The following is an 18,868-nucleotide window of genomic DNA, read 5'->3' as shown; positions in this document are numbered from 1 at the left end:
TTCTCGGTAGAAACTCGATCGTATTGGGAGGCGTGATCCGTTCTGCATGCAAACTGTGCGAGCTCTGCTTCACTGTGCGCCCGTGCCGATTGCTCGCCATTCTTCACAAGAATTGAAACAGTTAGAGCGTTATTCATAAGGTCTGATTCGGGCGTGTCGCTCCGAGGCATCGGCTTCCCATTCGGGAGAATAGAAGTTCCAAAGCTCGCTATTTTCGGAACGGGAAGCCGATGCGGTACGACTCTACTACAGGCCTGGATGCGGAGCAATTGACGGAGCTGATCTGTCGGATATGGCAGATTGTCACGGGGAGGGGTGAGATTTCGGGACGCCCGGTGCTGCTGAGCATTCGCGAGCAGGTCGTTATGACTCTGATCTTATTGCGGCAGAACGTGAACCAAACGACTATCGCGGATATGTTCGGTGTGTCGCAGCCCACGATTTCTCGCGCATATCGGCGGATCGTCCCGCTGATCGAGCAGGCCTGCTGTTTGTCGGGGGTGTGTTTAAAGACGGCTATCCAGGGCCGAGTGGTCCTGGTCGACGGCACCGATGTTCCCACCGGGAACCGCGCCGTGACGGGGAGAGCGAACTACTCCGGGAAGCGACACCGTCAAGGGCTGAACGTGCACGTTGCCTCGGACGTGAACGGTAACTTGCTTTGCGTGTCCGATCCGACCCCCGGCGCTCGGCACGACCGAGCGACCATCAGCCTGTGTGGATGGGAACCGATTCTCGATAATGCCGAGTGGATAGCGGACCCAGCGTACGTCGGAACCACCGCAGTCACTCCCCGGAAAAAATTTCACCACGGACAACATGATGACAACACACGTACAGCCAACCGATACATCTCCTCCATCCGTTCGGCGGTCGAAAGATGCATCGCGCACTGGAAGAACTGGAAAATCCTCAAGACCGGCTATCGCGGACGTCTTACAGAACTTCCCAACCTCATTCGCACCGTCACCCGCCTCGAACTTTACCGACTCGGCTGGTAAATGCTTATGAATAACGCTCTTAGCCTTTGCTGTGCACCGCGCGCGTTCAGTGCCATCGTTTTTCAATGCTTTTGCACCCGACGCTCCACCTCCGATGCACCCCGGGCGTGTCGTGTCGGGGGAGCGCGGGGCGTCTTCTGACCCGGATAGCTGACCGATGCTCGGCGCTCTATCCCCTGGGTGTTGACGTCGCTCGATCAGGTCGGTATACTAAGGTGGTATTCTCGGCTCAAGGGAGTGTGCGGACATGAGCAATCAGGGGAACCAGGGACCGATGTCGGTGAAGTTCACGCCGTGGGGAGTTCTGGCGGTCTCGCTCGTAGGGGGGGTGGCCGGGGCTGGTGTCTCGGCCGCTGTCGGCGCGGGCGATCCGTGGAACGTGGTGATCACCGCCGTGGTCGTCGCAGTCGTGCTCTTGTTCGGGTGGGCGGTGGTGAACCTCCGCCAACGGCGGCGCTTCCCGAGATGAACAGAAAAGGGAAACGATGATGAAACTCCGGATGAGGATCACGGCCGTGGTCGTTGCAGCGGCAGCGCTGACCGCGGGCCCGGTTGCTGCCGCGTCCGCTGCGGACGCGTCTGGGGGACAGACCTCCTCTGTCGGCAACGTCGAAATGACGGTGACCGCTGGATCCGCGTCGACCGTCACGTTCGATGTCAGTGGGGGAGTTCGGCCAGTGCGGCTGCAGGATGGCAGTGTCGGCCTTTCCGACGGTGAGGCCATCTCGAATGCCCTGCCGACGAGTGTCGACGTCGGGCACGGGCGGACGGTGAGCGGCACCTGGTCGATCGACGACTCCGACACGGTGACATTCCACTTCACCGCTGACGACGGCAAGCGGAGGGGGGAAAAGAGCGGGGCAGACGTGCGGCTGAATAGCGACTGGGGATCGGATGAGTGGGGTCACTGCGTCTCCGGCCGAGGCGTCGCGAACGCTATCGGCGCCGGCGTGCTCGGCGCCATCGCCGGTCCTGGTGCGGTCGTTGCTGCGACCGGCGGCATGCTCGCCGGGATCATCGGTGGTGCCCTCACCTGCTGATACTCGTGCAGAAGGTGTGCGTCCCGGTTGCCCCGGGCGCATACCCTTCTGCTTGGTACACGTGCTCGTGCCAACGGCAAATAGCTGACATCGCAATGCCGCCCAGCATGATGCCTGCTGCGATGAACCGCCCCGTTCCGGTCACGGGGTAGAGGTCTCCGTACCCGACGGTGGTGATCGTGACGAACGCCCACCACAGCGCCTGGTCGAACGTCGTGATCAGAGCTCCGGGTGTATCTCGCTCAGCATCGAGCACCGCCAAGGAAGCCACGAAGAGGAGCAGCGCGGTGCTCGACGCGGCGAACAGGATGACCCGGCCCCGGAACGCAGCGTCCCCCCTCGCGAAGCCAAACCGTCGTCTCCACCCCCCAGAACGCAGGCGACACGACCGCGCCGCGATATGAGAACTCAAAACAATCGATTCTGGCGACAGCGAGGGCCGTCAAGGTCACTCGTGAGTATTCATGAGCCACATTTTGCCAGCGGATCTTACCGTCCTCCGCGAATCGGATCGAGAAATCACACCACTTCACGGCCGAATCGATTAGTAATTGAGGGCCGAGTTCCTCCTCCACGTGCCAAGCGTCGACACCATCTATGGTGTCCCGTGCAGCAAGATACGCAAACCACATGCCAGGGAAATCGTCACTGGCCGTCGACGTGCATATCGCACCCCTTGGCTTGTTACCCCAACTTTTAGAGCGTTATTCATAAGCATTTACCAGCCGAGTCGGTAAAGTTCGAGGCGGGTGACGGTGCGAATGAGGTTGGGAAGTTCTGTAAGACGTCCGCGATAGCCGGTCTTGAGGATTTTCCAGTTCTTCCAGTGCGCGATGCATCTTTCGACCGCCGAACGGATGGAGGAGATGTATCGGTTGGCTGTACGTGTGTTGTCATCATGTTGTCCGTGGTGAAATTTTTCCCGGGGAGTGACTGCGGTGGTTCCGACGTACGCTGGGTCCGCTATCCACTCGGCATTATCGAGAATCGGTTCCCATCCACACAGGCTGATGGTCGCTCGGTCGTGCCGAGCGCCGGGGGTCGGATCGGACACGCAAAGCAAGTTACCGTTCACGTCCGAGGCAACGTGCACGTTCAGCCCTTGACGGTGTCGCTTCCCGGAGTAGTTCGCTCTCCCCGTCACGGCGCGGTTCCCGGTGGGAACATCGGTGCCGTCGACCAGGACCACTCGGCCCTGGATAGCCGTCTTTAAACACACCCCCGACAAACAGCAGGCCTGCTCGATCAGCGGGACGATCCGCCGATATGCGCGAGAAATCGTGGGCTGCGACACACCGAACATATCCGCGATAGTCGTTTGGTTCACGTTCTGCCGCAATAAGATCAGAGTCATAACGACCTGCTCGCGAATGCTCAGCAGCACCGGGCGTCCCGAAATCTCACCCCTCCCCGTGACAATCTGCCATATCCGACAGATCAGCTCCGTCAATTGCTCCGCATCCAGGCCTGTAGTAGAGTCGTACCGCATCGGCTTCCCGTTCCGAAAATAGCGAGCTTTGGAACTTCTATTCTCCCGAATGGGAAGCCGATGCCTCGGAACGACACGCCCGAATCAGACCTTATGAATAACGCTCTGAGAGTCGATTTCATGTGTTTTGAACTTCGACAGATTGTGCCGCCGCGACAGGTGGCGTTGATAGCCACCGCTCGTTCGAAGTTCCTCGATCCTGTTATTGAGGACCGTCAGACTAGCCGGAAGCTCTACATACTCGTCCACAGCTTCAGGATCGACGCCAGATTCTAGCACTTCTTGACCGGCCGAGCCCTCGGGATAATGACTTTCCACGAACCCCACCGAAGCAAGGCTAGCGGCCGTCATATCAGTCATAGACCTGGCGGCCATAACCCCGAAAGAATTTTAAGCATTCCACGAACGCAGTCTTTCGAGGCGGGCGACAAATTCCTCCATAAGTTTTTGCCCTTCTTTCTATCGGCAGGTGTTACACGAAGTCTAGGTCCACGGCTGGAGCGAGATGAGGCTGGACCCTTGTGCGCGCATCCACAGACGGGGAGCCTCGTATGGTGGTTCCTGTCTTCGGATGCGGAGGGCTGGCTAGCAGCCGAGGTCTCTGAGATCGGCGCCCTGGCCCTTGCCGCCGCGCGTCTGCGGCACGGTGCTCATCAGCGCCTTCGACGTGTCGGCGGCGCTGGGCGGTGTGCCGTGTGCGGTGACGGAGCTTGGATGGTCGGCTGGCGCCGCTCGGCACTGTCATGGGCGACCTTGCGGGCGCCCCGTGCCCCTGACGCGCGAGGATCGGTCGCCGAGGGTGGTGGAGTCGGCCAATGTTCCGTTGGTGCTCTGAGCGGCGTCTTGGCGTTCGGCGGGGGTGTCGTTGCGGAATCGCTGCACCTGAGCGCGTGCGTCGACGGCGAGCTCGCGCAGCTCGTCGGGAGTCCCGTTGGCCGTGGTGGCGGCGTCGCGGTCGTAGTCGTTGGCGCGCGCTTCAAGCTCGGCTGACATGTTCGCCGGACCGGCGAGCGAGAGTGCGTCGCCCTCCTCGACGCCGATTCCACGTGAACTCGTTCTCGATCCTTTCGGCGAGGATCGCGTAATGCTCGGCCGTCATTCCCGTAGTAGTCTGTGTGTGCACCGCCTGGTTCCTTTGCGAAGAGTTTCTGTCGAAGGTTGCTCTTCAAGCACAGCGGACCAGCCGGTGTTAACCGTGAGCGACACGCACGAATCCATGTCGATCAATCGGATTTTGCATAAGCCTCCGTGATGACGAGATCGAAATCTTATGAGAGGTTACAAGAGGGGTTGTCGGCCCTCTGCTGAAAGATAAATCATCGACGTATTGGGGAACAAAATGGACTGAGTCAAGAAAGTGGTAGCAGCCAGCCTTTTTACTGTCGGGCTTATGGGCGTAGCGTTCGCTCCGACCGGCACCGGTGCGGAGCTTGACGACCAAGGTTGGTGTGCTGCAGCCGCCGGCAATCTGGTAGAGCAGAACGGAGTCAAACTTGCTGGAACATCCATCGAGTACTCTTGCGGCCTGGGAGCTGTTAGCGTGGAGGTTCTCGCCAAGGATGGTTCCACCTATTCTTTCAGCGAGCAGCTCTCTCCTGCGGCATCGACAACTTCGAGCTCCGGGCAAGCGCTTCGGGCCGTAAATTGCGTGGACGCTCCGCCGACCCGGACAATCATTAACGAACTGCAGGTCGATATCAACCTGTGCGTGATCTATGGACAAGTCGATAGCCCAGTCAACGACACATGGACCCGATCCATCATTGTCGATTGGACCGTGTATCCCGGCTGGAATTCGGCGCAAAGCAGAATCAGCACTATCCCGTCGGAGGGAAGTCCGACTCTGACCGGTACGGTCACTAGCCAGCGGCAGAATGGCGTGCTACCTCCCACAGAACTCAGCTCGGCCGCCTTTACGATGAGCGGCAATGACGTGCAGGCCGGCTATGTCGTCGGCGGCCTGACGACAGGGGGATCGCACTCGGTGAAGATGGAGGACCTCGAGGTATCCGATCCGACCTATTCCTTCAACCACGTTGTCGGTGTCGGTGAAGCAACCCCTCGCTTCGAATGCGATAGCGAGCAGGAGCGTTGCTTTTACCCGAACGGCGAGGAGGCTGGGCTCTAAAAATCAAGTCGGGTGGCTCGCACCCGGTTCGATGTTTTCGTACCAACACACCTCGGTAGGAGTGTCGAACCGGGTGACGAGGCGCTTTTGCGTATCGACTGTCATCGAACCTTTCACATCGCTATCTGCTTGATGCTGAAGATGAACCACAATGTTACTACCATCGAGTGATGCTCCGGTTATGCGATATCCATCACTCGGTCGTCCCCAAATCGGAAGATTGAGCGGGAAGGCTAGACGTGCCGCTAAGGGTTCGGGCAGTAGTTGAGAGAGTGCCAGCTTGCGTCGTTCGTTTCCAGAAACATATTCATCGGTCGGCGCGTTATACGAATCGATCATATTGTTGCGCTCGTTTGAGCAGTGGTACGACAACTCTGCCGGCCAGACCTGTAGTTGGTACGTCTCGATTCTATCGAGTTCTTTTCTGAATGCGAGGCAGCGAAACGGCGAACGCCTCCGCGAGTTGGCCACTATGGCGATGGCGTCGACCAGAATGTCCATCTCGACTCGAGTGGCACCCGATTCGCCCTGGCGGACGATAGCCCCTGAAGCGGAGCCGCCTATATGGCCAAAGCTATACGGCTCTTGATGTACGGCGTTGATTCGTTTTCCCGTATCCATCCGATAATCGTCTCACATTTTCGTGTGATCGTCGCAGATCGAGGACAAATCGTCACCGGCTCAGCAGTGAGACGGTCGAGCATGAGACCGGCGCAGCGCCCGCGAGCCTGCGGGGGCTCACCTGCCTTTTCGCCGGCACCACCCTGCTGCTCTACTGGATCACCCTCGCGATCCTCGGTGCCTTCCAGCTCTACATGCTCGGCCCCTTAGCATGCAGCACGTACCTGCTCGTCGACGGCGTGTTCCACCTGCGCACCGTAGCCACACCCCGCACCGAGTAAGAAGCCCCTTCGACCCTCTACAGAGCTTCGCGGGTTCGCCGTAGGACCACGCGAGCGTGGTCCTACGGCCTCAAGGAGCTGCTGCCGGATGACCCGACACGGCGGGGGAGTGCGGCGGTGTCGAGGTCTGCTCGCGTCGGCCGCGTCGCGCTGATGATGGGTGGGTGAGGCGAGGAGACCGTCGGACTTTTTCAGCACTCGAACGTATGTTCTACTCTCCTCGTGGGCACGAGAATCGCCGCTACGAGCGCCACGTCGGGGCGCAAATCGCCCGTCGAATCGAGGAGTGCGCGCACCGCGGCTCCCCCCTCGGCTTGACCGAGGAGGAACTCGACAAGACCCGACAGCGACCAACCTGGGCGAGTGTTCCGCGGCCCGTCTGGGCGTGGATCCGATACCCCGCGACGTCGGTACGAGTCGCTGGGCTCGCGCTCGCCTGGACCCGCCGAGCGGTCATGGTCGAATGGAACGAAGACGGATCCACACGGCGCCTCTGGGCGTGGGCATCCGCCGTGGAGGCTAGGGCCATCTAGATGTCATCCGGGTTGGCGGTCCCGGGGTGTCGACGGTCGCGTCCTTGGCCCTCGATGGCGAGGTAAAGGTATCTGAGGCTCGTGCCGAGTCCGATCAGGGCATGGGCCTGCGCCTTCGCGATCTGGATCTGCTGCTCCTCGGTGGTCCCGTCTTTCGGGTACTCGCGGTGCAGTAGTACGGATGCCTCGTTGAGGTGAAGCTCAGCGTCGTCGGTGTTCATGCGATCAAGGGTATAACCTCGACTCGCGCAACGCTACACACTCCGGTGATACCAGTCTTTCATTGCTTTTGAGGCGTGTCAGCGGATGCGGAGCCTCGAGCGCTCAGCATTCCCGGTCCTGGTGTAGGGAACTGCCCGGTGGATTCCATCGAATCCACGGGAGGGCTAGTCATTGTCAGTGTCCACTACAACGAGACGCGCGCCGTCGCTGTCCTCGGGGGATTGACCCGTCGCAAGCGAAGTCCCACGAGTCAGTGGACTCGACCAGTGACGGGATGCGTCGCGGATCATCTGCTTCACACGTCACCACGGACCCGTCGGAGAAGGTGATTGTGGAAACTGGATTGAACTCGATCCCGTTGCTGTTGAGGATTGTGAACGCCAACTCAAGCTCGGTACCGAGTCCGGTCGTGGTCAGCGTCGCAGCGTCCACCGTGTCTCCTAGTAGAACTGCGACGGGAAGGTCGTGCCAGCGAAGACGTAGTCGAGTTTGGCGAACGCCGACGCGCGTTTGCCCGCCTTCTCCAGCTCGAAGGCGTCTGCGATGCGCTGCGCATCTCTGGTCAGCGTCGCAACGGCAATCGAGCGGTGAGCTTCCGTCGATGCCGCACGGAAGCGTCCCGTCGCCCCAGTCGGGTCGTTCATGTCGGCTAAGCCGCTTCTAACGAGGCTATTCACCAGGTACGCGAAGTCGAGGTGCGGGAAGAAGGACGCTTCGTCCGCCATTCGCTGCGCCGCTCGCATCTCGAGGTAGAACGACGAGACTTTGGCGCCGCCCGGATTGGCGTACTTCCAGGTCTTCATCAGTCGTGCAAGTCCTTTCGCGCCTCCAGTGGGTGACCGATTCGCGTCCGTCACGTACGTGAGATGCGCAGACGGCGCGCTCTCCATCCACCCTCCACCCGGAGCGGGGATGCTGTAGACGCTGTAGTCGCCCGACGCGCGAAGGTAGTAGCCAGGGATCACCTCCCACCGCTCGTCACCGCCTGCGAAGTCGACGACGACAGCTGGCCGGCTGACGCGAACTGGCGTGAAGGGGAACGACTGCTTGAGAGCGTTCCGCACCCGATTCATCGCCGTGTCTGAGCTTGCAGGCTGGCCTCCCCCGAGGCTCACGAGCACGTCTACGTCCGAGTGGCCTCGTACCGCCGTTCCGTGACTGAACGACCCCGTTTCCCGCAGGCCGAAGTTCTCCAGCTGTGAGAGGGAGTTCTCGATGGAGGCGCGGTGCCGGGCTGCTGCGGAACGTTCAGCCGCCGTCGGGATGTTCTGCGACAGCAAGACCTCGAAGGCGGTCTCGATCGTGCGTTCAGGCATTCGTGGTGAGCCCCTCGAGATCCGTCGTCTGCCCGCCAGCCTTGATGTTGCGCCCTGCCTTTCTGTAGGCGCGACGGGAGATAGGCTCGGCCGACCGGTTCTGCTCGTCTATGCGCTCGGTCAGGCCTTCCAGGACAGCCCGGCTCTTCTCGAGGTCCGCCCACGGTGCGTCGACCAGCCGGGCTCGGCGTGCGGCGTTCTGAATTTCGAGGTAGGCGTTAGCGGCGGTGGTCGCACCGGTCGCACGCTGGGAAGCGTTGACTACGGTCATCACCGCACCCCCCGCGGCTGCGAAGAGAGCGAGCACGCCGCCAATGATGTCCAGCCCGGACGGCGCAAGAACGAGAGCTCCTGACACGGCAGCGGATGCGGCCGATAGTGATCCGAGCCACAGATTGAACTTCTGCCAGCCTTTCGCCTGCTCGAACTGGCCCTGAGCGCTCCACTTCGCGCGGTCCTCGACCTCCGAAAACTCACGCACCAGCCCTTTGCGTCGTGCGCCCTCGTCGATCTCCACATCGCGAGGGTATCGACAGTCGACGGCGGACGTCGTCTACTCGCTGGGGCGTCCCGTTAGGGGATCGATCAGCGGGACGCCGAGCGTCCGGCTACGCACGCAATGTGCAACCCGAGTCGGCATCAGTCCCAGAACTGACATACGGTCAGTTATCGGAGATGGCGGGCACTAATGAGAAGCTCGAACGTTGGTGAGCGGTCGGTGCTTCAGTCGTCGTCTACGGTGACGAGCTCGGCGAGCTTCGCTGCAACGACAGCCATCGAGTCCTCTGCCGTGTCCAAGCCGTTCCGGGAACCGAGCAGCGGGCTGACGTTTCGGAGGTCGTCAAACGTCGTCTCGTGGACGACCGGAATCAGCCAGTCCCGAGCGAGAAGTGCCGACAGCTCCTTGTCGGATACTCCGGCGTGGTCCACGCGCTTGAGCAGCGGAGGGGTCACGAGAACGATGCCGGTACGCGACTTGGCAAGGCCCCTGTCAATCTCTCGAAGGAACGGCTGGCCGAGCACGATGTCCTTCTCGCTGAACCACACCGAGACGCCCTCTGCCTCGAGCAGGTCGTGCAGCTCGGTGGCGACTCCGCGGCGATCGTCCCAGGCGTGGCAGAGGAACACGTCTCGGAGTTCAGGCAGCTGACGTGCGCGCAGCTCGACGGTGCGGCGCACCGGGGTCAACGCCTTCACCTGCTCGGTCGTGTACGAGACGGAGGAATTGCTCGGCGACCAGCTCGGCCGTGCTCTAACCGAGCCACCACTGCTGCTTGAGCCACCACCGCTGCCACCACCGCTCCACGTGTAGGCCGACGGCGTGTAGGTGGGTCGCGGTGGTGAGTAGGACCCAAACCCGTACTCGCGCCCGCCGTGGACGGGACACGCGGCCGCACCGCTCGCCGTTCGATGGCCCCTTCGCGGTGCTGTGCATCCACTCATCGCGAAAACATAGCAACGAGTACCGACGCCGGGAGGTATGACTTCGATCCTCCGCTCTCACCAAGCCAGCTCTACCCTCCCCCAGGGCCCCTGGGCGGCCGTCCCGTTAGGGACGGTTGGCCGGGCGGCAGGGCTAGGGCTCCACGGCGCCATGAGGGTCACCGTGGTTCCCGTCGGATGTGCTCTGTTCGTCACAGCCGACGGGAACCCTCGTAGAGGAGTCTTTGGTGGGCGGCTGCTCCTGCGTGCTAGTAGCCGTAGCGGTGTCGCCGCTGCAGGAACGCCTCGTGACCGCCCTCGAGGATGTCCTCGGCGATGCGTTGCACTTTCTCGGAGTCGATGGAACCGACGCCGTCCGCGATCGGTCTGCCGCGATTCTTCTCGCTCTCCAATGCGATCAGCAGTTCGGCGTCGCCGAGGACCGGGATATTGGCGTTGTGGGTCGTCATGATCAGCTGCCGCTTATTCTTCAGCTTCCGGATGCGACGCACGATGCCGCGGTAAATGAAACGGTTATCGAGATCGTCCTCAGGTTGGTCAATGATCAGCGGCGTCTCCGCGGCGCTGAGCAACAGTAGGAGCAGTGCGGTCGCTTTTTGCCCGCGGGAGAGGTCCTCCAGGGCCCGGTACTCGCGCTGCTCGGCTTCAGGAGCGACGTTCAGTTGTACCGCAACCGCATCGGGGAGGGTGATTTCCTCAAGCTCCCGGAGGAAATCTTCGCCAGCGTCGGTGATCTTGCGCGTTTGCGCGTCCGTGAGGGCGTATTTGGTTTTCAACGCCGTGGGGGTGGTGCGGGCTGTATCGATGAAGTCGGTAGCCGAGAAACTCTCGGCCTCGAAGGCGGTCCGAATTTGGTCGGCGCGCCCGTCGATGTGTGTCCGAAGGACATTGAGGAGTGGGCCGCGCTCGAGGTTTCGGGCGGGCTTGACCACGACATCGCCGCTGGTGGCAGTGGTCGCATGGCGGACTGTAGCCAGGAACGCAGTGTGTAGACGCGCACGGTGGCCATTGAGGGCGCCAAGCAGCGTCGCCCGGTCGGCCCGGAGAACGCGCACCTTTTCCAGTGCCGTCGCGTGCCTGGTGCTGGTTTGCGTCAGTCTGGTTAGCGCACGGGATGCCTCAAGGTACTTCGATGGTTCATAACCCTCGTCCTGCAAGGTCCGGAGAACGACGCGGTTCTCTTCGCGCGCGGCCGCCGTGGTGGTCTGCCAGAGGGCGGCCTGCGCAGTGATGGTTTGCTCGGCGTCGTCCGCGGCTTGCAGCAGGGCGGTGACGCCGGAGGCTAGGGTTTCGCCGAGCTGCGTGAGCGCAGCCTCGGTGGCCTCATGGGTGTGCTGCGCCGGCCGTCCGGCTGCTGCCTGATCCCAGAGGGCGAGACGGTCGCTGAGCTTCTCGGCAGCGAGTTGCTGCACGGCCGCTCGTACGTCGCCGACCACCCTCTGCGCTTCGGTGAAGCGTTGCCCGTCGGCGGCGAGTTCGTCGACTGCTTTCAGTCGGTCGGCAGTGCCGGCTTCGTCGTAGCGGTCCTTCTGTGCCTGTAGCTGCGGCAGCTTCTGCAGCTGCCCGTCGAGGCGGGCGAGCGCTTGTTCGGCGCGAGCGAGTTCGTGACGGTTCTCGACCAAGAGCCGATGCGTCTCTTCCAACTCGGCGTCGTGCTCACGCTGTCCTGCGAAGCGCGCAAGCATGCGTGCGACTTCGACCGGGTCGTACGCCAACTCTGCGAGTTCGTGCTGGCCGAAGATCTCGACATCGTTGATCACGTCGAGAGGGCGAATCGAAATGCTGTTCCCGGCAGCGTCGGTCACTTCAGGCCGCGCGTCGGCGGCCCGGCGCACTGTATAGGTGTTTGGTGTCGGAGAGCGGACGTCGACGACCACGGTGACCACAGCGCCGGCGCCGAGAACATGCTCAACCATCCGGGCATGCTCTTCCTTGGCGAGCCGTCCCCGAGGCGGCACGTCCAGGGCGAAGCGGATGCTCTCCACGATCGTGCTCTTGCCCGTTCCACGACCCCCGATGATCGCGGTGAGTTCCTCGGACAGCGGCAACACGACCTCGTCAAGAAACCCACCCTCAAATCGGATTTCACGGATCCGCGCTCCGGAACGCTCACCCGGGTCCTCAATGGTGACCCGCGTGTCAGGGGCGCGCAGCGCCATCTTGAGGTTGGCGAGGTCGATTTTGCTGAGCTTGAACCAGCTTGAGCCGCCGGGCCTAGCGAGCACAGCCGGATCACAAACGTCATCAGCGTGGATGAACGCCAACGGATGATCTCGGGCGAACGGCCCGGATCCCTTCTCGATCTCCTGCTGCCGCGGCGCTGAAGGCAGCCCCGGTGACACCCCGACAGCAGACAGTGCCGGTTCGGTGACTGCACGCTCCAGCTGCTGACCGGCCAGCCGCCCGAACAGCCCCGTTCCGACGTTGGCGTGCGCTGGGATCAGGAGGACGTCGTCACCAGCCCGAGCGAAGAGCTCATGAAACGACACCGTGCCGGAGCCGCGCTTGCCGGGAACACCGCCGCACGTGCCGATCATCGCCGTGATGTGCGACGTCGATGTGCCAGCAGGGAAGATCACCAATACGTGCACCCCCTCGGAGCTCGTTGCCTCGAACCCGGGGAAAACCTCGATACCCGCTTCCTGCGCGGCGCCGATGAGCCCGACCGAGCCCTCGATCGCCCAGTGATCCGTAATCGCGATCGCCTCGATGCGCTCCTGCAGACATGCCGTCGTGAGCGCTGAGTTATACTCCGCTTCGCTCGTAAAGGAGATCGAGGGCGTGTGCGCACCCTGGTAGCAGTACGGGTTTACCTGCAGCGCGGCTCGCACCCATGATGCGGCTGAGCCAGTTTCACGTGTAGTCATGAGTCGATCATCGAGGTCAGCGCGCGATTAAGGAAGCCCGCGTCGGTACCGTCCGCGGTCACGACTCCGATCAGACCGTTGGCAGTCCATGTCCGCCAAACGAATGCCCATCGGCCGAGGTCCGGCGGCAGCACCACTGCCGGGACGGTCGTATGGGTAACTCGCTACCGTCCCGTATGGGGATGCCCTTACGGGACAGGCTCGCCGCGGTCGCGTCGGTGGTGCAGGCGACCTTGAGCGGCTAGACGTTCACGGTCGTCTGCACGAGTGCCGCCGCGAAGCAAAGAGTTGTGTAGACGAGCGTGGGGAATGACACCGCGTGTCGGTTTCCGTAGTCGGCTGCGCTTCTGTTCGAAGTCCACTGCATGGAGAGTTTCGGGCCGGCGGTGAGGTCGCGGGCTCGGCGCGGGCGTCGGGACAGACAGTTGTTCTCGGGTCAGCCTTCGGGGGGATGCGATGGCGCCGAGGATGGAAGTAGACAGGCCGTGCGCATGTGTCGGCTACGAGGGGTGGCCGCGGCGTAATGGGAAGAAAGAGAACCATGACCAATCGCTCTGCTCGTATCGTTGCAACGTCCGCCGCCACGTGCGCTCTCATCACTGCCTCGTTGCTGACCGTGACGCCTGCCATAGCGGCGACTCCGACCAGTGATGCTGTTGCTTCGTCGCCTCTCGCGGACGGCGCACCCGAAGATGCACCCATGTACGACGCGGCCGTTGCGGCCCCCGGACCGGATGACCTCACGTGGGAAGAAGCCGCCGAAGTCAGCACCGATTCATCGGTCACGTTCACAGATTCACCGGCGAGCACTGCGAGCGTGGCACGAGCCGATACACCGATCGCAGCTGCAAACGGGCAGGCTTGCAGCATCAACACCGGCAACGTCTACAAGCGTGCTTCAGGGGGAGAGTTCCCATACGGTGCCGTTGGTGGGCATCCTGCCACGCAGTGCACGGTGATCATGGCGCAGATCTCTCAGACCACTGATCTGTACAAGACGGTGTGGTGGGGGCTGCAAAAAGTGGCGGGCCCTTTCACCTCGGTCAATGTGGGCCAGGGGCGTCTCGAACAGACATCCCCGATTCGCAAGTGCGATGACCTTCGTCAGACGACTTTCCGGATGATCGTCAGGAGCACCGGCACGTTCCCTACGGGCACGACGGGGACTGCATCGGCGTACGAGGAAGCGAACCTCGCGTGCGGTACTCATTAGCACCCAAGCGGCGCGGGGCCGCTCCAGCCCCCGCGCCGCTCATTCTCCCGTGTCGTCGGGTCCGAATGTGACGTAACCAGGACCACTGTCGTATCGGTATCCGAGCGTGAACTTCGCGTAGATGACCCCTTTAGGGAAGCGGTGCTGAACCTCCTCAGCGAAGGTGGCCGCTTCAGCTTCCGATGCGAAGACGCCAAGGATCGTGTTGTTCGGCGATTCATCGTGCTGCACGACCCACACATCCGGCGGGAGCACTGCGTGTGTCTCTTCGTGCTGACGTCGTTTCCACACCATCGGTGCCTCCTGATCCTTGAACAACCATCATGCTCGTACGGGCGACCTCGTCGAAGCGACGGTAGGTGTCTTGGAAAACATTAGCTTTCTGAGACAGCCCGTCGATGGCCGTTCTGAGGTCGGCCTCGGCCGGAACGGCGGAAGTCCCACTGTCTCAACAACTCGTCTCGTGGTACTTCGTCTCAGGAGGGTGCTCGCAGGGACTTTCCGAGTCAGACTGGGTTCGTGAGACTTCTTGGTTATACGCGTGTGAGTACGTCGAGTCAGGATGAGCAGTTGCAGGTCGACGCGCTCGTCGCGGCCGGCGTGCAGAAGCGCGACGTGTTCGCGGATGTGACGTCCGGGAGCAAGGCCGCGATCGAGCGACGTGGGATGACGAAGCTGCTCGAGTACGCCGAGGACGGGGACACCGTCGTCGTCTGGCGAGTGGACCGTCTCGGCAGGTCGCTGATCGATGTCCTCAACACCGTGAACCTGCTACGTGAGCGCGGGGTGCAGGTCAGGTCGATCTCCGACGGCATCGACCCGTCGACGTCGACGGGCCGGTTGATGCTGAACATGCTCGCCACGCTCGCGGAGTACGAGCGGGAATTCATCGTCGAGCGCGTCAACGCCGGCATCGCCGCCGCTCGTGCGAGCGGAACGCGCTTCGGCCGGCCCCTGTCGGATCCTGCAGTGGTCGCGGACAAGCTCGCGATCGCTGCGGACGCGCGAGCTCGCGGGCGCACGGCGGAGGATGCGGCCCGTCTCGTCGGGTGGAGCCGTGCGAGCCTCTACCGTCACCAGCAGGCTCACGCGGCCCGCGAGAGCGCAGGGATGTAGCGAGACATCGACGGTTTTGAGCGGTGGCGGACGCATCACTGCGGCGCTCGTGACGTTCGTCAATGCGCCCGCGCCGAGCAGCGATACTCCAATGAGACATCGCGGCCTCGAGTTCGAGGTCGCTCCGCGTCGGGCCTCAGGGTGTCTCGATAGACCCGCCCGATGAAGTGCCCGCGGAGGGGGTCTCTACTGAGACACCGGCGGCATGGCTCTTCTCGTCGGGTACGCCCGGGTCTCGACCGACAAGCAGGACGCACAGGCGCAGCGCGACTCCCTCGCGGCCACCGGCGTGTCGGCAGACCGGATCTACGTCGACGCGGGCCTGACGGGCAGCAACCGGGACCGGCCGGCGCTGCGCGAAGCGCTGGCGGCGTGCGACTCCGGGTCGACGCTGTTCGTGACGAAGCTCGACCGGCTCGCCCGCTCGATCACGGACGCTCGCGACATCGTCGACGAGCTGACGCGACGTGGCGTGAAGCTGAGTATCGGGGGATCGGTGCACGACCCGGAGGACCCGGTGGGTCGGCTGCTGTTCAACGTCCTCGCGATGGTCGCGGAGTTCGAGGGGGACCTCATTCGGGCGCGCACCCGCGAAGGGATGAAGGTCGCCAAGGCGAAGGGGCGCCTGCGCGGCCGGCAGCCGAAGCTCCCACCGAAGATCGAGGCGCACCTGGTCGCGGAGTACCGCGCGGGCAACTCCACCGTCGGCGAGCTCGCGGCGGAGTTCAAAATCGCCCGCGCGACGGTCTACCGAGCCGTGCAGCGCGCGGACGCGCGCGACCTCCGCGCGGTTGATGTCGGGCTGACGCTGCCACCGGAGAGGGAGTAGTGGCGGCGGCAGTAGAAGGCGACGGGGCTGCGCTGGCTCGGCTCGAGCAGCTCTACATCAGCCCCATGCATCGAGGAGCAGAGTCGCCCGTAAAGTCGAAGCCTCCGCACCCCGCACTGCGGCTGCCCCAACGACCGTCCACCACCCGCTGCCTCGACAGCCGGCCGGAGCGTCATGAAACTCACGCATTTCTCCATCGCCGGTCACGCCGTGTTGCAGAATCTCGACGTCGCGGTCCGCGATCATCTCGTCGTGATCGGTGCGAATGACGTCGGCAAGACCTCAATCCTGCGCCTGCTGAACCTGCTGCTGGGTGCCTCCATGCAGCACAGGGGCTGACCCCCGCCGACATCCGCGACCCGGACGAACCGCTGGTGGTTCAGGCGCGGCTGAGGGACTTCACCGAGGATGAGGCGGGCCACTTCGCGTCCGCGATGACCGTCGAGGACGACGAGCCGAACTACCTGGTGGTGCGTCTGGAAGCGCGCATCCCCGAGGACGACGCAGACAGTGTCGCCGTTGAACGCTACTTCCCCTACTCCGTTACCCGCCGCGCGGTGACTCGGGAGCAGCTGCAGACCATCGGGTGGCGTTACCTTCCCGCGAACCAGACGAGCACCGCCGACTACATGAACGGCCGCAACGGCTGAAAGGCGTCGGTCATTCGTCGGGGAGGTAGTTCCAGTTGCCGGCGAGGAAGTCGTCGTGGGTGTTGATGTCGGGGCCTTCGAGGTCGACGGTGTCGCCGATGCTCCAGTGCCAGGGGTCGTTGTCTTTCCCGCCGAGGATTTCGAGGGTGGAGCCGTCGTCGAGCGTGAGGACGGGGTCGTAGGCGTCGGCTTCGCAGTCGATGCGGACGATGGTGCGTCCGGTGAGGCCGGCGAATGCGGTGGTGAAAGCATCGCGGGGGTGTTCGCCGGTGACGCGCCCCGCGAGAGTGGTGAGGGCCCAGTCGCAGTCGAGATCCAGGCGCCAGTCGGGGCCGACGAGGGTCGCCGTTGGGTGGTGCGGGATTGCCTCGATGATGGTCAGAGGGAGAGCGGCGTGCAGAAGATCACGGTCGGTGACGCCCTCATCGTCCGGGGTGTGCTCGCTAGTGATGTCGTCGGTCACGGCTTGTTCTCCTTCTGGTTATCGTCACGCGGCACGATTCCCAAGCGGGCTTGCGCTTGCGCGAACGTTTCAGGTTCGGCTATCTGCTTCGCCTTTTGCACTCGTTCGAGGAGGTAGGAGGGGCCTGGGAAGAAGTCGTTATCGGAAGGGCGCAGGCCGTAGGCGGCGCAATAGTCGGCAAGCATGTCGGGAGTGAACCGGTCCGCGATACGACGGTTCGTGTAAGCAGAGACGTCCTCGAAGGGTAGGGGGTCGCCGGAGGTGTGGAAGGTCCAGCGACTGTCCTGGATGACAGCGACCATCCTGATGATCTCCGCGAGCCCCGCGGCCGGGCTGGGATCCGGACGGTGAACGACGAACTTGCGCGCCCCTAGCCGGGCGCGTTCGTCTCCAGGCGGGCACGCAGGTATGCAAGTGATGTAAAGGGAATCGGTGTTCAATCGCTGCCTCAAGACTTTCGTCGGACTGCCCGGATCGGTACCCTGGGCTCCATTGTCCACAAATGCGCTCCATTCCGGATGGGCTGTGCCGACCACAAGGAACCTGCTCGTCGGCCCGTAATCAAGGGGCTCCATTAAGGAGCCTGCATCGGCCAGACCGCCGGGCACTTCGGTGACCGTGCGCGGCCTCCCGTATTCAAGACCCCATTCGCAGTAGCTGCGCACTACATCAGCGGCGGGAGCGCGCACGAATCCCATGTCGGAGGTGATGGGCGCGAACCGGTCACTGAGCACTCGGGCATCCATCATTATCAACTCCTTCACTCATTCTTGTCTCCGCTCGTCGTCCGTCCGCTGTGGGGTGTCGTCGCGCGGCACGATGCCCAGGCGGGCTTGCGCTTGCGCGAACGTCTCCGACGGGCGTACCCGGGCTAAGGGCGAAATTGTTTGTTCTCGTTCGATGACGTAGGAGGGGCCGGGGAAGAAGTCGTCATCGAAAGGACGCAGGCCGTAGGCGGCGCAATAGTCGGCAAGCATCTCTGGGGTGAACCGGTCGGCGATACGACGGTTGGTGTAAGCGGCGACGTCCTCGAAGGGTAAAGGGTCGCCGGAGGTGTGAAAGGTCCAGCGACTGTCCTGCGTCAATTCGATTACCCGTATCGTCTTCGCGAGACCCGCAGAAGGGTCCGGGTCTGGACGGTGAACGACAAACTGACGAGCGCCGAGTCTGGCGCGTTCGTCTCCAGGCGGGCATGAGGGTATGCAGCTGATGTAGAGGGAATCGGTGTTTAGTCGCTGCCCTAGTACTTTGGTGGAGCCACTCGGGTCGGTGCCCTGCGCCCCGTTCTTCACGAATGCGCTCCATTCCGGGTTGGCCGTGCCTACTACGAGAAACTTATGTGGCGATCCAAATTCCAGGGGTTCCATCAGAGGCGCCGCCTCGGATATCCCGCCCGTTACCTCGGTGATCGTGTCGCGTGAGTTCTCGTCGTGATCCCATTCGTAATAGGTTAGGGCGACAGTAGCAGCGGGAGCGCGCACGAATCCCATCCGTGACGTGATGGGCGCGAACTTGTCACCGAGCACTCGAGCATCAACCATAATGCGTTCCTCTTCTCAGTCCACTATTCGTAGTTCGATGACACCGTCCGGGTCATTCGCTCTCAATCTTGCCGCATGATCCGGCCCTCGACCCGAGGCGGTTGTATCCCATTCT

23 protein-coding genes and 1 pseudogene are annotated in these 18,868 nt (G+C 62.7%); 9 read left to right on the top strand and 15 right to left on the bottom strand.

The features are described from left to right. Positions 1 to 230: 230 nt before the first annotated feature. The 3 genes from A6122_RS16150 to A6122_RS14150 all read left to right on the top strand — a co-directional run bounded on the left by A6122_RS16150 (position 231) and on the right by A6122_RS14150 (position 2,041). Positions 231 to 1,001: a transposase family protein gene (locus A6122_RS16150; RefSeq protein WP_084416089.1), complete on the top strand. Its 771-nt coding sequence runs from the start codon at positions 231 to 233 to the stop codon at positions 999 to 1,001. 247 nt (positions 1,002 to 1,248) lie between these two features. Next, positions 1,249 to 1,470, top strand: a complete 222-nt coding sequence (locus A6122_RS14155; RefSeq protein ID WP_068256186.1) for a hypothetical protein — start codon at positions 1,249 to 1,251, stop codon at positions 1,468 to 1,470. Positions 1,471 to 1,501: 31 nt separating this feature from the next. Beyond that, on the top strand, positions 1,502 to 2,041 hold the full coding sequence (locus tag A6122_RS14150; protein ID WP_146085043.1) for a hypothetical protein: 540 nt from the start codon (positions 1,502 to 1,504) through the stop codon (positions 2,039 to 2,041). On the opposite strand, the gene A6122_RS17415 is transcribed toward A6122_RS14150, so the two are convergent. From A6122_RS17415 to A6122_RS14135, 4 genes are all read right to left on the bottom strand, one after another. After that, a complete protein-coding gene (locus A6122_RS17415) occupies positions 2,031 to 2,312 on the bottom strand; it encodes a potassium channel family protein (protein ID WP_237358201.1) in 282 nt (93 codons plus the stop codon). The genes A6122_RS14150 and A6122_RS17415 overlap by 11 nt on opposite strands. 447 nt (positions 2,313 to 2,759) lie before the next feature. Then, entirely contained in the window at positions 2,760 to 3,530 is a 771-nt protein-coding gene (locus A6122_RS16145; protein ID WP_084416087.1) for a transposase family protein, read from the bottom strand. A gap of 84 nt (positions 3,531 to 3,614) precedes the next feature. Next, positions 3,615 to 3,857: a hypothetical protein gene (locus A6122_RS16805; protein ID WP_146085044.1), complete on the bottom strand. Its 243-nt coding sequence runs from the start codon at positions 3,855 to 3,857 to the stop codon at positions 3,615 to 3,617. A gap of 414 nt (positions 3,858 to 4,271) precedes the next feature. After that, the gene (locus A6122_RS14135) at positions 4,272 to 4,523 is read right to left on the bottom strand and encodes a hypothetical protein (protein WP_068256175.1); all 252 of its coding nucleotides are present in this window, start codon (positions 4,521 to 4,523) and stop codon (positions 4,272 to 4,274) included. Between the two features lie 364 nt (positions 4,524 to 4,887). Here A6122_RS14135 and A6122_RS16800 point away from each other — a divergent pair, with 364 nt between their 5' ends. Continuing rightward, on the top strand, positions 4,888 to 5,658 hold the full coding sequence (locus A6122_RS16800) for a hypothetical protein (RefSeq protein WP_146085045.1): 771 nt from the start codon (positions 4,888 to 4,890) through the stop codon (positions 5,656 to 5,658). Between the two features lie 3 nt (positions 5,659 to 5,661). On the opposite strand, the gene A6122_RS16795 is transcribed toward A6122_RS16800, so the two are convergent. The 7 genes and pseudogenes from A6122_RS16795 to A6122_RS14100 form a co-directional block, all read right to left on the bottom strand. Beyond that, on the bottom strand, positions 5,662 to 6,279 hold the full coding sequence (locus A6122_RS16795; RefSeq protein ID WP_146085046.1) for a hypothetical protein: 618 nt from the start codon (positions 6,277 to 6,279) through the stop codon (positions 5,662 to 5,664). An 810-nt stretch (positions 6,280 to 7,089) separates the two neighbouring features. Then, positions 7,090 to 7,314: a hypothetical protein gene (locus A6122_RS14120; RefSeq protein ID WP_068256165.1), complete on the bottom strand. Its 225-nt coding sequence runs from the start codon at positions 7,312 to 7,314 to the stop codon at positions 7,090 to 7,092. A 441-nt stretch (positions 7,315 to 7,755) separates the two neighbouring features. Beyond that, entirely contained in the window at positions 7,756 to 8,118 is a 363-nt protein-coding gene (locus tag A6122_RS17410) for a hypothetical protein (RefSeq protein ID WP_237358200.1), read from the bottom strand. A 51-nt stretch (positions 8,119 to 8,169) separates the two neighbouring features. After that, a pseudogene (locus A6122_RS17790) lies at positions 8,170 to 8,631 on the bottom strand (nucleotidyltransferase domain-containing protein); the annotation flags it as partial. Continuing rightward, complete coding sequence (locus A6122_RS14110) at positions 8,624 to 9,148, bottom strand: SLATT domain-containing protein (RefSeq protein ID WP_068256162.1); 525 nt, start codon at positions 9,146 to 9,148, stop codon at positions 8,624 to 8,626. The gene A6122_RS14110 and the pseudogene A6122_RS17790, both read right to left, overlap by 8 nt. A gap of 206 nt (positions 9,149 to 9,354) precedes the next feature. Beyond that, the gene (locus A6122_RS14105) at positions 9,355 to 9,828 is read right to left on the bottom strand and encodes a toll/interleukin-1 receptor domain-containing protein (RefSeq protein WP_237358199.1); all 474 of its coding nucleotides are present in this window, start codon (positions 9,826 to 9,828) and stop codon (positions 9,355 to 9,357) included. 494 nt (positions 9,829 to 10,322) lie between these two features. After that, on the bottom strand, positions 10,323 to 12,941 hold the full coding sequence (locus A6122_RS14100) for a TrlF family AAA-like ATPase (RefSeq protein WP_068256156.1): 2,619 nt from the start codon (positions 12,939 to 12,941) through the stop codon (positions 10,323 to 10,325). A gap of 541 nt (positions 12,942 to 13,482) precedes the next feature. Between A6122_RS14100 and A6122_RS16790 the strand changes: the two genes are divergently transcribed. Then, positions 13,483 to 14,154, top strand: coding sequence for a hypothetical protein (locus tag A6122_RS16790; RefSeq protein ID WP_157593826.1), 672 nt, complete (start codon positions 13,483 to 13,485; stop codon positions 14,152 to 14,154). A 39-nt stretch (positions 14,155 to 14,193) separates the two neighbouring features. Here A6122_RS16790 and A6122_RS14090 read toward each other — a convergent pair whose 3' ends face one another. After that, a complete protein-coding gene (locus tag A6122_RS14090; RefSeq protein ID WP_237358198.1) occupies positions 14,194 to 14,472 on the bottom strand; it encodes a hypothetical protein in 279 nt (92 codons plus the stop codon). Positions 14,473 to 14,673: 201 nt separating this feature from the next. Here A6122_RS14090 and A6122_RS14085 point away from each other — a divergent pair, with 201 nt between their 5' ends. The 4 genes from A6122_RS14085 to A6122_RS14075 all read left to right on the top strand — a co-directional run bounded on the left by A6122_RS14085 (position 14,674) and on the right by A6122_RS14075 (position 16,749). Further along, on the top strand, positions 14,674 to 15,270 hold the full coding sequence (locus A6122_RS14085; protein ID WP_068256151.1) for a recombinase family protein: 597 nt from the start codon (positions 14,674 to 14,676) through the stop codon (positions 15,268 to 15,270). Positions 15,271 to 15,475: 205 nt separating this feature from the next. Next, positions 15,476 to 16,099: a recombinase family protein gene (locus tag A6122_RS14080; RefSeq protein WP_068256148.1), complete on the top strand. Its 624-nt coding sequence runs from the start codon at positions 15,476 to 15,478 to the stop codon at positions 16,097 to 16,099. A 174-nt stretch (positions 16,100 to 16,273) separates the two neighbouring features. After that, positions 16,274 to 16,438 (top strand): AAA family ATPase, encoded by a 165-nt coding sequence (locus A6122_RS16785; protein WP_146085119.1) that lies wholly within the window; start codon positions 16,274 to 16,276, stop codon positions 16,436 to 16,438. Positions 16,439 to 16,473: 35 nt separating this feature from the next. Continuing rightward, entirely contained in the window at positions 16,474 to 16,749 is a 276-nt protein-coding gene (locus A6122_RS14075; protein ID WP_068256146.1) for a hypothetical protein, read from the top strand. 10 nt (positions 16,750 to 16,759) lie between these two features. Here the strand turns inward: A6122_RS14075 and A6122_RS14070 are convergent, their stop codons facing one another. The 3 genes from A6122_RS14070 to A6122_RS16780 are packed head-to-tail and all read right to left on the bottom strand — an operon-like array spanning position 16,760 to position 18,753. Beyond that, entirely contained in the window at positions 16,760 to 17,212 is a 453-nt protein-coding gene (locus tag A6122_RS14070) for a hypothetical protein (RefSeq protein WP_068256143.1), read from the bottom strand. Then, positions 17,209 to 17,961: a hypothetical protein gene (locus tag A6122_RS14065; RefSeq protein ID WP_146085120.1), complete on the bottom strand. Its 753-nt coding sequence runs from the start codon at positions 17,959 to 17,961 to the stop codon at positions 17,209 to 17,211. Before A6122_RS14065 ends, A6122_RS14070 begins: the two co-directional genes overlap by 4 nt. 15 nt (positions 17,962 to 17,976) lie before the next feature. Beyond that, on the bottom strand, positions 17,977 to 18,753 hold the full coding sequence (locus A6122_RS16780; RefSeq protein WP_146085121.1) for a hypothetical protein: 777 nt from the start codon (positions 18,751 to 18,753) through the stop codon (positions 17,977 to 17,979). Positions 18,754 to 18,868 lie beyond the last annotated feature (115 nt).

Source organism: Rathayibacter tritici, from assembly GCF_001641005.1.
Taxonomy (GTDB): domain Bacteria; phylum Actinomycetota; class Actinomycetes; order Actinomycetales; family Microbacteriaceae; genus Rathayibacter; species Rathayibacter tritici.
Note: the sequence above shows the minus strand (reverse complement) of the source record. Positions and strands in the feature narration are given on the sequence as shown.